This is a genomic window from Streptomyces sp. Edi2 (genome assembly GCF_040253635.1).
In the GTDB taxonomy this organism is placed as follows: Bacteria; Actinomycetota; Actinomycetes; order Streptomycetales; family Streptomycetaceae; genus Streptomyces.
The window spans coordinates 556,141-569,414 of the sequence record NZ_JBEJGX010000003.1; the positions used below are offsets into that span (position 1 = coordinate 556,141).

The 13,274-nt window shown below is 70.2% G+C and carries 14 protein-coding genes and 1 pseudogene; 12 read left to right on the forward strand and 3 right to left on the reverse strand.

Annotated features, from left to right (window positions below; translation table 11 throughout):
- The first annotated feature begins 318 nt into the window (after positions 1-318).
- From ABR737_RS05940 to ABR737_RS05965, 6 genes and pseudogenes are all read left to right on the forward strand, one after another.
- Positions 319-1,503 (forward strand): zinc-dependent alcohol dehydrogenase, encoded by a 1,185-nt coding sequence (locus tag ABR737_RS05940; protein ID WP_350249131.1) that lies wholly within the window; start codon positions 319-321, stop codon positions 1,501-1,503.
- 152 nt (positions 1,504-1,655) lie between these two features.
- Positions 1,656-2,545: pseudogene (locus tag ABR737_RS05945) on the forward strand (SDR family oxidoreductase).
- 154 nt (positions 2,546-2,699) lie between these two features.
- Complete coding sequence (locus ABR737_RS05950) at positions 2,700-3,770, forward strand: acyl-CoA dehydrogenase family protein (protein WP_350249132.1); 1,071 nt, start codon at positions 2,700-2,702, stop codon at positions 3,768-3,770.
- The gene (locus ABR737_RS05955; RefSeq protein ID WP_350249133.1) at positions 3,767-4,534 is read left to right on the forward strand and encodes a PIG-L deacetylase family protein; all 768 of its coding nucleotides are present in this window, start codon (positions 3,767-3,769) and stop codon (positions 4,532-4,534) included. Before ABR737_RS05950 ends, ABR737_RS05955 begins: the two co-directional genes overlap by 4 nt.
- Positions 4,531-5,148: a methyltransferase domain-containing protein gene (locus tag ABR737_RS05960; RefSeq protein ID WP_350249134.1), complete on the forward strand. Its 618-nt coding sequence runs from the start codon at positions 4,531-4,533 to the stop codon at positions 5,146-5,148. Before ABR737_RS05955 ends, ABR737_RS05960 begins: the two co-directional genes overlap by 4 nt.
- Positions 5,145-5,867: a glycosyltransferase family 2 protein gene (locus ABR737_RS05965; RefSeq protein WP_350249135.1), complete on the forward strand. Its 723-nt coding sequence runs from the start codon at positions 5,145-5,147 to the stop codon at positions 5,865-5,867. Before ABR737_RS05960 ends, ABR737_RS05965 begins: the two co-directional genes overlap by 4 nt.
- 137 nt (positions 5,868-6,004) lie before the next feature.
- On the opposite strand, the gene ABR737_RS05970 is transcribed toward ABR737_RS05965, so the two are convergent.
- Positions 6,005-6,331: a plasmid stabilization protein gene (locus ABR737_RS05970; protein WP_350249136.1), complete on the reverse strand. Its 327-nt coding sequence runs from the start codon at positions 6,329-6,331 to the stop codon at positions 6,005-6,007.
- Between the two features lie 150 nt (positions 6,332-6,481).
- Positions 6,482-6,703 carry a DUF5133 domain-containing protein gene (locus ABR737_RS05975; protein WP_350249137.1) on the reverse strand — a complete coding sequence of 74 codons (222 nt, stop codon included), beginning with the start codon at positions 6,701-6,703 and terminating at the stop codon, positions 6,482-6,484.
- A 314-nt stretch (positions 6,704-7,017) separates the two neighbouring features.
- Between ABR737_RS05975 and ABR737_RS05980 the strand changes: the two genes are divergently transcribed.
- The 6 genes from ABR737_RS05980 to ABR737_RS06005 all read left to right on the forward strand — a co-directional run bounded on the left by ABR737_RS05980 (position 7,018) and on the right by ABR737_RS06005 (position 11,530).
- Positions 7,018-7,473 carry an SRPBCC family protein gene (locus ABR737_RS05980; RefSeq protein WP_350249138.1) on the forward strand — a complete coding sequence of 152 codons (456 nt, stop codon included), beginning with the start codon at positions 7,018-7,020 and terminating at the stop codon, positions 7,471-7,473.
- A 250-nt stretch (positions 7,474-7,723) separates the two neighbouring features.
- Positions 7,724-7,906, forward strand: coding sequence for a hypothetical protein (locus tag ABR737_RS05985; RefSeq protein WP_350249139.1), 183 nt, complete (start codon positions 7,724-7,726; stop codon positions 7,904-7,906).
- Between the two features lie 101 nt (positions 7,907-8,007).
- Positions 8,008-8,799 (forward strand): Fpg/Nei family DNA glycosylase, encoded by a 792-nt coding sequence (locus tag ABR737_RS05990; RefSeq protein WP_350249140.1) that lies wholly within the window; start codon positions 8,008-8,010, stop codon positions 8,797-8,799.
- A gap of 129 nt (positions 8,800-8,928) precedes the next feature.
- Entirely contained in the window at positions 8,929-9,354 is a 426-nt protein-coding gene (locus ABR737_RS05995; RefSeq protein ID WP_350249141.1) for a pyridoxamine 5'-phosphate oxidase family protein, read from the forward strand.
- Between the two features lie 123 nt (positions 9,355-9,477).
- A complete protein-coding gene (locus ABR737_RS06000; RefSeq protein ID WP_350256688.1) occupies positions 9,478-9,915 on the forward strand; it encodes a GNAT family N-acetyltransferase in 438 nt (145 codons plus the stop codon).
- A 136-nt stretch (positions 9,916-10,051) separates the two neighbouring features.
- The gene (locus ABR737_RS06005) at positions 10,052-11,530 is read left to right on the forward strand and encodes an MFS transporter (protein WP_350249142.1); all 1,479 of its coding nucleotides are present in this window, start codon (positions 10,052-10,054) and stop codon (positions 11,528-11,530) included.
- Positions 11,531-11,646: 116 nt separating this feature from the next.
- Here the strand turns inward: ABR737_RS06005 and ABR737_RS06010 are convergent, their stop codons facing one another.
- Positions 11,647-13,230: an alpha/beta hydrolase gene (locus ABR737_RS06010; RefSeq protein ID WP_350249143.1), complete on the reverse strand. Its 1,584-nt coding sequence runs from the start codon at positions 13,228-13,230 to the stop codon at positions 11,647-11,649.
- Positions 13,231-13,274: the final 44 nt, after the last annotated feature.

Genomic DNA, 13,274 nt, shown 5'->3' on the forward strand with positions numbered 1-13,274 from the left:
GCCCAGACGGGGCCTGCCGACGGTGTCCTGCTTGCGCTGCGTTGGTCCATTGCACACGTATGCCCGGCGCATACCGTTCCAGGCATTGGGGCCAGACTTCAGGCTGCAGGTGCGCCCTCCGCCCTTCCACGGGACATGGGTGCGCAAGTGCCGGATACCGGCTTACTCCCGCTCGCGGCCCGCGGCCCGCGGCCCGCTGCCACTGCCCGCGCCCGCCACCGACGCCTGCGCCTGCGCCTGCGCCGCTCACGCTGATGCCGAACAGGGGCAAACCGGGTAAAAATCACACTATCGAACACAGTGATTCGGAGGAGACACATGAGGGCTTTGACGTGGCATGGCAAGCGCGACGTTCGCATCGACACGGTTCCCGATCCCAAGATCGTGGACCCGACCGACATCATCGTCCGGATCACGTCGACCGGGATCTGCGGGTCTGACCTGCACCTTTACGAGGTGCTCGGGCCGTACCTCGATCCCGGTGACATCCTCGGCCATGAGCCGATGGGCGTCGTCGAGGAGGTCGGGCCGGAGGTCACCGCCGTGTCGGTCGGGGACCGGGTCGTCGTGCCCTTCAACGTCTCCTGCGGCACCTGCTGGATGTGCACCCAAGGGCTTCACTCACAGTGCGAGACGACCCAGGTCACCGAGCGAGGGATGGGCGCCGCGCTCTTCGGCTTCTCCAAGCTCTACGGGCAAGTCCCCGGCGGGCAAGCCGAGTTGCTTCGCGTACCCTTCGGTAACACTCTCCCTGTCAAGGTGCCCCACGGTCCGCCGGACCAGCGTTACGTCTACCTCTCCGACGTCCTCCCGACCGCGTGGCAGTCCGTCGCTTACGCCGACATCCCGCAGGGCGGGACCGTCACGGTCCTGGGGCTGGGCCCGATCGGCGACATGGCCGCCCGCATCGCCCTCCACCAGGGCGCCGCCATGGTCATCGGGGTGGATCTTGTCCCCGAGCGTCTGGAGCGGGCACGCTCCCGGGGTGTGCACGTCCTGGACTTGCAGGAACACGGAAAGAACGTCGGCGAGGAAATCCGCGCCCTCACCCAGGGCCGCGGCACCGACGCCGTCATCGACGCGGTGGGCATGGAGGCACACGGCGCGCCATTGGCCAAGGCAGCCCAGCAGTTCGCCAGTCTGCTGCCCGACGCCCTGGGCGAGAGGCTGATGGGCCGAGCCGGCGTGGACAGCATGGCTGCCATCACCACGGCGGTTGACGTCGTACGCCGCGGCGGCACCATCTCGCTCATCGGTGTCTACGGTGGCGCCGTCGACCCCATGCCGATGCTGACGCTGTTCGACAAGCAGATCCAGCTGCGCATGGGCCAGGCCAACGTCAAGCGATGGGTGCCCGACATCCTCCCGCTCCTCACCGATGCCGACGTCCTCGGTGTCGACGACTTCGCCACCCACACGCTGCCCCTCGAAGAAGGGCCGGAAGCCTACAAGACCTTCCAGGCCAAGGAAGACGGCATGATCAAGACCGTTCTCACGCCCTGAACTGCCAGGTGCCGGCCGGAGCGGCAGCCTTACCAGCCCCGCAAGGCGATGGGCTGAGCTCTTGCAGGTCCCTCTTTCTCCGCCCGATCCCGGCCCGTCCTGGTCCCGCACCGGGGCGCCTCACCTTTCTCATTCGATGAAGGAGCCCTGAAGTGGCAGGCGACAACCGAGCCGACCAGAACCCGGTCACGAAGCATCCTCAGCCGGAGTTCGAGCAGCAAGACCAGGCCCACCCGGGCTGGACCGGGCCCATGGACCCTCCCCCGACCACGGGGAGGACTCCTACCGGGGCAGCGGCCTTCTGGAAGGGCGCAAGGCCGTGGTGACCGGCGGGGACTCCGGTATCGGGCGGGCCGTCTGCCTGGCCTTCGCACGCGAGGGCGCGGACGTCCTGTTCACCTATCTGCCGGAAGAAGGCACGGAAGCTCGTGAGACCTCCCGCCACGTCGAGGAGGCCGGGCGTACCGCGGTGGCGGTGCCCTGCGACGTCCGCGAGGAACAGCAGTGCGAACGGTTGATCGAACGCGCGGTGACGGAGTTCGGCAGGATCGACATCCTCGTCAACAACGCCGCTTACCAGATGTCGCAGCCCGACGGCATCAGCGCCATCACCACCGAACAGTTCGACCGCGTGGTCCGCACCAATCTCTACGGCATGTTCTGGCTTTCGAAGAAGGCCCTGCCGCACATTCCGCACGGCGGTTCGATCATCAACTCCGCCTCTGTGCAGGCCTACAAGCCCAGCCCGCACCTGCTCGACTATGCGATGACCAAGGGCGCCATCGTCACCTTTACCCAGGGGCTCGCCCAGATGCTGGCCTCCGACGGTATCCGCGTCAACGCGGTCGCCCCCGGGCCGGTGTGGACTCCTCTGATCCCGGCGACGCTCCCGGACACCACCACCTTCGGCAAGCAATCACCCCTGGGACGGCCGGCTCAGCCCGCGGAGATGGCTCCGGCCTACGTCTTTCTCGCCTCACCGCAGGCGAGCTACATCACGGCGGAGATCCTCAATGCCACCGGCGGTACACCGCTTCCTTAGGGAGCCGGTGCCCCGGGCACGGCGAGCTCGCTGCCCTCGCCGTCTCCACCTGCCACAGCGGGCCGGCTTCGCGATCTCATGTCACAGTACGAAAGTCGGCCGCGCCTGAGCCGGCCGCGGCTCGGGCTCTCCGTTGCAGCCAAGGAGTTCTCGTATGAATGAGCTGACCACTCCGCCGGCCGCCGGTCTCGCCAGCCCCGCTGACCTGGACCTGGACCTGGACCTCGACCTGGACGAGGATTCAGGTCTCAGGCCCGGGCAGGCCCGGCGCGAAACCGCGCAACGGTTCGTGTCCACCGTCGCGGACATCGCCTCCGGGGCCCTGGAATTCCCGCTGCCCGGCTCCGGGCACACAGTGCAACGCCTCGCCGCCCTGCGGGCCGTCGCGCAGCGTGATCTCTGCCTGGCACGACTCGTCGAGGGGCATGTCGACGCCACCGCGATCCTCGCGGAACTACGCGGTCCCACTCCTGGGCCGGCGGAACGGTGGGGAGTATGGGCGGCGGAACCGCCCGGCGAAGGTGTCACCGCGACCCGCACCGAAGCGGGCTGGCGCCTGGCGGGCCTCAAGCGGTACTGCTCGGGCGCACACAGCTGCACCCATGCCTTGATCACGGCCACCGCCGAAGACGGCCGCCGGCTGTTCGCCGTCCGCACCGGCGGCCCCGGCTGCCAACCCGTGCCGGGAACCTGGCAGGCCATCGGTATGGCCGGCAGCGACACCCCCGACGTGCGGATCACGGATCTGCCTGCCGTACCCGTGGGAGGCGTGGAGGACTACGTACGGCGCCCGGGCTTTCAGCACGGCGGTATAGGCGTGGCAGCCTGCTGGTACGGCGGAGCCCTCGCGGTCACCGAACCGCTGCGGAGCGCCGCGCACCGCAACCCGCATCCCCACACCGACGCTCACCTCGGCGCTGTCGATATGCACCTCCACGCCGCGGGCGCGCTCCTGGAACGGACGGCAGCCGAGATCGACCAGGATCCGCACGACAACAGCGGAGCGGCCAGGCTGCGCAGTCTCCGCGTGCGCGCCTTCGTCGAACAGGCGTGCAGCGCCACGCTGTCCCACGTGGGCCGGGCCACGGGCGCCGGGCCCCTGTGCCACGACCTGCGCCATGCGCGCAACGTCGCCGATCTGAGCGTCTATCTCCTCCAGCACCATGCCGAACGCGACCTCGCAGAGCTCGGTCGCCTGATCACCCGCCCGGAGGTCGGCCGATGACGACACCGGGCCAGGAGGAGCCGGCCGCCGACCCGATCCAGGCCCGCGGAACCGATGAGAGCGAGTGGCGGAACTGGGCCGGGTGGGACGCGCTGCCGGAGTTCACGCTGCCGTCCACGGGCCGTGCCGTCGTGGTCGCTGCGCACCCGGATGACGAGGTGCTGGGGTTCGGCGGCTCCCTCAGCCTGCTGGCAGCCGCCGGGATGGACCTGACGGTCGTCAGCGTGACCGATGGAGAACGCTCTCACCCGCACAGCCGAGTGGAGACCCCTGAGTCCCTGGCGCGCATACGTGCCAAGGAAGCCCGCGCCGCGCTGGCCGAGTTGGGCGCCGCCGATGCGGAGATCATCCGGCTGCACGTGCCGGACACCGGCGTCGCGGCCCATGAAGACCGCCTCCGCACCAGGCTGGCCGAGGTGATGGCGGGGGCAGCTCTTTGCGCCGCGCCCTGGACGGGTGACATCCACGCCGACCACGAGGCCGCGGGCCGTGCGGCGCTCGCCGCCTCGGGCGCGGCCGGGGTGCCCTGCCTGCACTACCCCGTCTGGATGTGGCACTGGGCGCGGCCCGATGACCCCCGTGTGCCCTGGGAGACGGCCGCCCGCATCCTCCTCCCGCCCACCGTGCTGGCCCGCAAGACCTCGGCGATCAGTCGCTTCACCAGCCAGATCAGCCCGCTGGGGCCCGAGCCGGGCGATGCCGCGATCCTGCCACCGGAGGAGATCGCCCATCATCTGCGGGCTGCGGAGGTGGTCTTCCGGTGAGCACCCCCGCCTCGTATTTCGAGACGATGTACCGGCACTCGCCCGACCCATGGCATCTGGCCGAGCGGTGGTACGAGCACCGCAAGTACGACCTCACCCTCGCTTCCCTCCCTCAGCCGCGCTACCGCCGCGCTTTCGAACCGGCCTGCTCCGTGGGGGAATTGACACTGCGGCTCGCCGAACGGTGTGATGCGCTGCTCGCGTGTGACCGCGTCGCCTCCGCCGCCGACACGGCGGCACGCCGGACCGCCGGCCACCCTCACGTAAGGATTGAACAGCGCACTCTTCCCGAGCAGTGGCCCGACGGGTCCTTCGACCTCATTGTCCTGTCCGAGCTGCTCTACTACTTCGACGCCGCGACGCTGGACGATCTGCTGCGTCGCGCGGTCACCGCCCTCGAACCCGGTGGCACCCTTCTCACCGTCCACTGGAACCACCCGGCGGACGCACACCTGGCCACCGGAGCGGAGCTCGCTCCCGTCCTCGCAAGGGTTCCCGGTCTGGCCCTGACCGCCGACCACCGCGAGGACGACTTCGTTCTTCAGACCTTCGGCCGTATCGGCCCGGGCCGGAGCCGGCCCCTGTCGCCGGCGCGGAGAGAAGGGCTGACATGAACCCGGAGGCGATAGCGGTAGTCATCCCCGCGCACAACGAGGAGTCTCTTCTGCCTCGCGCGCTCGCCGCGGTGAACGCTGCCGCACGCCACCCCGCGCTGGCCGGCCTGCAGGTGATGACCGTGGTGGCGGCCGATGCCTGCGGGGACGACACGGCGAAGGTGGCCGGCGCGGCGGGTGCCGGCGTGCTGTACCTGGGATCCCGCAATCCCGGCAAAGCCCGTGCCGCCGCCGCGCAGCACGCCCTTGCCGCGCTGGGAACCCCCGCTTCCGCCACATGGATTGCCTCCACCGACGCCGACAGTGCCGTGCCGCCCGACTGGCTCGCGTTCCAGCTCGACCAGGCACGCGCCGGATGGGACGCGGTGGTCGGTACGGTCACCGTGACCCAGTGGCCGCCGGTCCGCCGGCTCGCAGACCGTTACCACGAGGTGTACTACGCCTCTCGCCCCCCTCACGGTGCGCTCTGGCGCCACCCACACGTCCACGGTGCCAACCTCGGAGTGGCCGCCGAGGCCTATCAGGAGGCCGGAGGGTTCCCCGCCCTCCCCGTGGGCGAGGATCACGCCCTCGTCCGCACACTCGAACGCAACGGACATCGCGTGCTGCGCACCCCGGACTGTCCGGTGGAGACCTCGAGCCGATTGCGCCCCCGGGCTGCGGGAGGCTTCGGTGACCGCCTGGCCCAATTGGCAGCGGAAGAAGGAGCGCTGCACTGACCGCAAAGGTGCTGCATTGGCAGGGTTCCGCTGCCGGGCGCAGCCCGCTGCTCCCATCGGGGCGCACATGGCTGCGCCGGGCAGCACTCTCCGCAGGCCGGGCAGTTGTCTCCGCAAGACCGGGCTGCTGTCAGGCGTCAGCGGCCGACGGCCCGGCGCAGTTGGTCCTTGTTCATGGTGGAGCGGCCCTCGACGTTCTTCTTCTTGGCCTCTTCGTAGAGCTGGTCCTTGGTCGGGCCGCCGGGCCCGCGGTGGGAGCGTTCCCCGCCGCGTTGCGGAGCGGATTTCGGGTCGCGGAGGGAGGCCTTGGAGGCGGTCCTGGCTTCGCCGGAGCGGGCGCGTTCCTTGTTCACCGTGCGGGCGGCGATCTCCTTGGCCCGCTTCTGCGAGGTGCCACGCTCCTCGGCCTGTTCCTTGATGTGCTCGTACTGCCGTTCACGCTTCTTGCTTGATCCTGCAGGCACGACTGCTCATCCTTTCCTCGGTTCGCCTTCCCGGCGGCTCTGCCGTGGGCAATACCAGTCCACGTCCGGTGGGCACGCACCGCCACCCGGGCGGCGCCGGCCGTCGTGGAAAAATTTCGTCGGCGCTGTCGTGGACCCTGATGCACGCCCTCACGAGCGGCTGGGGGCAGGCGGCGGGGACTGCGCCAGAATGCGGTCGGCGGCGGCGAGGGCGTCGTTGATCCGTGTGGTCGCTGTGGCCACGCACAGGGTGTACGACACATCGTCCAGCCGGGTGGCGGACTTGAGGGTCGACCTCTCCTCGTGAGCCAACCGCGCATCGGCATACCGGCTCAGCAGGGTCCGCACGTCCTTGGGGTCGGGCATCAGCATGCTCCGGGCTCCTTATCAAGTCCTCTCAGGATCAAGTCTTCTCAGGGTGTTTCCTCGAAGGCGGCAGACATGCCTCCGGCGGACGTTCCACGACGGGCGGACCGGTCCGATCCCTCTGGTGGCCGGTGACCCCCACGGCTCCCGTCGCCACCGCGCCGTCGCCACAGCCCCATAACCACGGCCCCCGTCGCCACGGCCTACGACGCCCATGCTCCGACGCCCCTGCTCCGACGCCCGTCAAGAGGCCCACCGGCCGGTACCGCTCTAGGCTTGTCACTCGGCGGCTATGTCTCGTCGGCACCCAGGAGGCTCGTATGGCCGTGCGGCACCGGCTGATCAGGAAGCCCCCCGAGGACGTGTGGGCGGTCCTGTCCGACGCGTCGCTCTTCAGCGACTGGGTGGTGGGCCCGTCGGCAACGACCGAGAAGTCCGGTGACTGGCCGCAGTGCGGCTCCACGCTGGAATACACCCTGCGAGTGGGGCCGTGGTCGGTCTCCGGCGAGACCATCGTGCGTCGTCACGAACCACCACGGCAGCTCGAGCTGGAGGTCGACAGTGGGTGGCTGGGCACAGCAAGGATCGCCATCGAGATCCGCGCCTGGGGAGAGAACACTCTGGTGATCTTCGATGAGCACCCGCTGCGTGGCCCCGGCGGGCTGCTGCACAACAGCGCGCTCGACGCCGTCCTGCAGCTGCGCAACCGCAGCATGCTCGATCGCCTCGCCAAGACCGCCGCGGCCCCGGAGCGAGTCGCCAGGAAACGTACCTGAGGCCGGCGAGCCGAACGTCCGGCTGACGTTCCTGGGCGAAGTGAAGGGAAAGCGAAGGGAAGATGCCGGACGCAGTGGTCATCGGCGCGGGGCCCATCGGACTCGTCGCGGCAAATCTTCTCGCCTACGCCGACTGGTCGCCTGTACCTGGCCTCCGCCGGCGCCCACCCCGGAGGAGGGGTCCACGGGGTGCCCGGCGCACGCGCCGCCTCGGGTCGCGCGGACGGGGGCCGCGTCGTAGACAGGAGGCATGAACGACAACGAGACCTTCCACCCGGGTGAGATCGTGCCCGCCAGCGGCATCTACGAATGCAACTGCGGCCAGGGCCACCATTGGAGCACCGACGTGAAAGGTCACCGTTTCCCGCCCACGCCCGAGGGGTGCTCCGGCAGCGCCTGGACGCTCAAGGACCCGGCACACCCGGCCACCTGACGCCCGCCGATGCCTTCCCGCGTCGCCCGACGTCGACCGGCGTCGTCCCGCGTCGCCCGGCGTCGTCCGAAGGCTTCCGCGCACGACCGAAGGAGGGCCGGATGCCTGAGCTGCCCGATGTGGAGGCCTTCCGCAAGATTCTCGACTCCTGTGCGCGGGGTGCCTGCCTGCGGCGGATCGATGTGTACGACGCGGGTGTACTGCACGGCGTGAGCGCCCGGCGGCTGCGGCGCTCATTGGAGGGGCGGCGCATCACCGAGCCCGAGCGGCAGGGAAAATGGCTCTTGGCCCCCACCGAGGGAGGCCCGACCCTGATGCTGCACTTCGGCATGACCGGGCAGCTCGTCTGCTGTCAGCCGGCCGAGCCGCTGCATCCGCACGACCGTGTCACTTTCACCCTCGCCGACGACCGGCAGCTGCGCTACCGCGATCAGCGCAAACTCAAGGGTCTGTGGCTGGCCGACGCCGCCCCCGCCGTGGCGCGCATGATGAAGGATCAGGGCCCCGATGCGCTGACGGTCGACCGCCCCGGGTTCGGCGAGGCCCTGTCCGGTCGGCGTGGCGGTATCAAGTCGGCGCTCCTCAACCAGTCGGTGCTGGCCGGCCTCGGCAATTTGCTGGCGGACGAGATCCTGTGGCGTGCGAAGCTGCACCCCGCCAGGGTCGTCGGCTCGCTGACCACCCAGGAGCTGGACCGGATGTACACGACCTTGCGACGGACACTGCGCTCGGCGGTGGCGGCCGGCCGGGTGCCACCACGCAGGACGTGGCTCACCGGCCACCGTGACGATGCCGATCCCGTCTGCCCCCGCTGCCGCGAACGGCTCTGCAGCGGACGCTGGGCCGGCCGGCACACAGTGTGGTGCCCTCGGTGTCAGCAGGCACCGGTCTGAGCAGCAAGACACCGGCCCGGTCGGCCGTCATCGGTGTGATGAGCGGGCTGTCGGCCGCCGCGCCGGCCGCGCATCCGGATCGGGTCATGTTCACGTCGGTGAGCTGTCGGTCGGACTATGGTCGGACACATGGCACTGTCGTTGCGAGAACGAGAGCAGTTTCTGGCGGAACCTCACATCGGTGCGTTGTCGGTGGTCGAGCGGCCGGACCGCGCACCGCTGACGGTACCCATCTGGTACCACTACACGCCGGGCGGCGAACTGTGGGTGCGTACCGGGCCCGATTCCCGGAAAGCGCGGGCAATCCGGTCCGCAGGGCGCTTCAGTCTGATGGTGCAGCGGACCGAACCGACCGTGCGCTACGTGTCGGTGGAGGGACCGGTCACCAGGACGGAATCAGACAGCCGCGAGCGATCCTGGGAGATGGCCGCGCGGTACCTCCCACAGGACAAGGTCGCCGACTTCGTGGAGTACGACCGCACCGAGCTCGGTGAGCACGTCGTCATCTGCATGCAGCCGGAGCACTGGGTGTCGGCCGACATGGGATCCGTCTGATCACCATCGGCTCCCCACCTGGCCCGGCCCGGCCCCATCGACGCTGAAGCACGCCGCGTTGTGTGAGGGTCTGGCTGCAGACCTGTCCCCACGAGGAGTCGGGGATCGATGCGGCCTGGATCCATGAGCAGCGCGGCTCCTCCGCCACTGCGGAAGGCGCCCTCCGGTGGCGGGAGTTCATCGAAGCCGCGAGTCAACGGCCGGACCTGCTGTTCTGCCGTATCGGCCCGCTCCGGGACGGGGATCGTCGGCTTTCTCTGCGGCCGACGGGACGAGGTGAGCACCCTCGGGCCGATGTATCTGCTCGACGAAGTCCAGGGGCAAGGTGTCGGAAGCCGAATGATGACCGCGTTCCTCGCCTGGGCGGGAGGTGCACCCATGCGTCTGTGGGTCACCGAATACAATGAGCGAGCGGTCCGCTTCTACGAGCGCTACGGATTCCGGACCACAGGCGAGCGAGAGCTCTGGCGAGGAAAACTGCCGAATGTGCGCATGACTCGCGCCGCCGAGTCGAAGTCCAGCGACCGGCTCAGCGGCATCACACGGGACCAGCTCACCTGATGAGTGCTTGAGCCCACCCTCCTGCGCATCGATCGAACCTTCCGGCGCACCTCTCCCTCACGCCCTGCAACCAGAGACGTTCAGGAGGACTGGACTGTCCGGCCGCTGTCGGCCGGACAGCGGGGAGGGAAGTGCTGTGACCGGGTCGGGAGTCGAGGAGCCTGCGTGGAAGGCCGAGGGGACTGTGCGGGAGGTCGAGGGGACTGTGCGGGAGGTCGAGGGGCGCGGTGGAGCCCGGTGGGCGCTGGTCTCGGTCGCGTTGGGTGTCTTCTGTATCCAGCTCGACTCCTTCGCCCTGAACCTGGCCCTGTCACACATCAAGGCGGAACTCGACGTATCCACCGGGCAGTTACAGTGGGTGGTCAGCGCCTACCTGCTGTCGTGCGGCACGCTGATGCTGGGCGCGGGCCGCATGAGCGACCTGTTCGGCCGACGCCGTCTGCTGATCGTGGGGCTGACGCTGTTCGGTCTGGCGTCGTTGTGGTGTGCGCTGGCACCCTCGCTGCCGGTGCTGGTGACGGCCCGCATGGTGCAGGGCGCGGGCGGCGCGTTGATCATGCCGGCCGGGCTGGCACTGCTGACGAACGTGTTCCCGCCCGCCGTGCGCGGCCGGGCCATGGGGCGTGCTCTGGGCATCGGCGGACTGGCCACCGCCTGCGGCCCGTTCGTCGGCGGTGCCCTGACCGACATGGTGTCCTGGCGGGCGGTGTTCTGGCTCAATGTGCCGCTGGGTGTGGTGGCTGCCCTCTGTGCCCGCCGGGCCCAGGAATCGCGGGACACCACGGCGTCCGGGCACATCGACTGGCCGGGGCTGGCAACCGGTTCCGCCGCCCTCGCGGCCCTGGCCGTCGTCATCGACCGCGGCCCGGTGTGGGGCTGGGTGTCCCCCGCCGGCGTCGGCACACTGTGCCTGGCGGCGCTGGCGCCGGCGGCCTTCGTACGGATCGAACTCCGCACGGCCGAGCCGCTGATCGCCCCCGCGCTCTTCCGTAATGGCGCCTTCGTGGCGTTGACGGCGGCGGGCGCGGTGGCCAATGCCGCGACCGTGGTGTTCCTCTTCGTCGTGCCGCTCTCGCTCCAAGGGGGCTGGCGGCTCACGCCGTTGGTGGCGGGAGTGGCTTTCCTCGGCCCCGCGGTGGCCATGGCGGCCGGGGGGCCGTTCGCGGGCCGGGTCACCGGCGCGCGCGCCGTACCGGTCATGGCGATGAGTCTGGGGGCAGCCGCGGTGGTGCTGCTGGGCGCGGCGCTCATCTCCGGGCTGCCGCCGTATCTCGTGGCGGTCACCGGCGGCGGGGCGGCGCTGGGTGTCGGCAACGCCCTGACGCTGACCGCCACCCAGGGGGTCATCCGGCCCGAGCGCGCCGGTGAGGCCTCCGGGCTGACCAAGACTGTCATCACCGTCGCGGCCGGGCTGGGCGTGGTCGCCACAGGCCCGGCTGTCGACACCGGCGGCACCGCGACAGCCGGCGGCAACGGGCCGCTGGCCGTGGCAGGAGCCGGCTGCCTGGCGGCCTGCCTTCTGCTGGCTCTGTGGGGCTGGGTCCGGCGCGGCCCGCGCGCTCGGCGGCCGGGAGAACCGGTGCCGTCGGCGGCGACGAAGGGCGGAGTGCGCTGACACCGGCGGCCCCAGTCCGGGCTCGGACGCCCACGCCCACGCCCGCGCCCATGCCCCCATGCCGTGAGGCGTCCGCCCCGCCCTCGGTGGAGGACACGGCGGACGGCACGACCAGGTCAGCGCGGACAGTTGGCGACCTTGTCCGGCAGCTTCCCCCCGACCAGATACCTGTCGACGGCCCGGTCGGTGCACGTGGACGGATTCTCCGAGGGGGCGTAGGCCGCGTGCCCATGGCCCTTGCGTACCAGCAGCGAGCTGTGGGCCAACTGCCGTTGCACCGCCTGCGCGTTGGACAGCGGAGTCTGCTTGTCGTCGGTGTACGACACGAGCAGCACCGGCGGCGCCCCGGATGCCTTGACGGGCTCGGCCGCACCGGTGGGAGCGACCGGCCACGTCGCGCAGTCGATCATCTGCCAGGCGAAGGAACGCCCGAACAGCGGCGACTGCTTGGCGAACTCGTCGGCGGTGTCGAGCATCGCCTTGGGGGACTTCGGCGCGGACGGGGAGTCCAGGCACAGCACCGCCGGCATGCTCGCGGACTCGTCCTCCTCGGCCTGCTCCTCCTGCGGCGTCGGCTTCTCGCCACCGCTCTCGCCGGCCGTCTCCTTGTCGAAGCGCTCGAAGGCGGCCCCGTCCCCGTGCAGGGCGGCGACCAGCGCCTTGGTCAGCGGCTTCCAGCTCGCTTCGTCCGTCACCGCCGTGTTCAGGTACATGGAGAGGGTGTCGTCGGTGAATTCCTCGCCGTCTACCCCTCGCAGTGGCTTCCGCTCCAGCTTCTTGGCGAACCCGGTGACCCGTCGCACGATCTGACCGGAGGTGGCTCCCAGGCGGTCGTCCCCGCGCGCGACGAGGTCGCGGGCGTAGCGACGCATCGCGTCATCGGAGGTCTTGACGTCGAGTCGGGCAACCTGCTGCATGTCGGCCGCGGGGTTGACGACACTGTCGAGCACCATCCGGCCCACCTTGCCGGGAAACAGCTTCATGTACTGCTGGCCGAGGAAGGTGCCGTAGGAGAAGCCGGTGTAGTTCAACTTGGCATCGCCCAGGACCGTACGCAGCACATCCAGGTCGCGCGCGACGCTCACACTGTCCATGTGCGCGAAAACGGCACCGCTCGCCCTCTGGCAGGCCTGGCCGCGCTTGGCCGCGTCGGCGAACGCCTTCTCGGCCTGCGCCTCGGTACGCGGCGGGTTCTCGGGCTGCTGCGGCACGCCGTCGGGGCACTTGATCTGCCCGGAATCGGCTATGCCCCGAGGGTCGAAGCCGACCAGGTCGTAGCGGGCCCGGGCCTGGGTGCCGGCCTGCCAGTTTCCGTCGGCCACGTCAGCCGCGCCGCCCGCGCCGGGCCCGCCGGGGTTGTAGAGCAGTGACCCCAGCCGATGGCTGTGGTCCTTTGCCCGCACCCGCGACACCCGCAGCTTGACGGTCTTCCCGTCCGGGGCGGCGTAGTCCACAGGCACTGTCACCCAGCCGCACTCCGCGCCGGGCACGGCCTTGGGGGTGACGTCCGCACCACAGGCCGCCCACTGGATCTTCTGCTGTGTGAAACGCGCGGGCAGCGCCGGGACGGATGTGTTCTTGCCCTTGGCACTGTCGGGCTGGGACGCCGCGGCGCCACCGACGGCGCAGACCGTCACCACCAAGGTGGTGCCGGCCAGCGCACCGGCCGTCAAGGCCATGGACTTGCGGGGGATGGGCATCGCCGTTCTCGCTCTCTCGCTGGTCCCGGGAAGGATGCGCACAG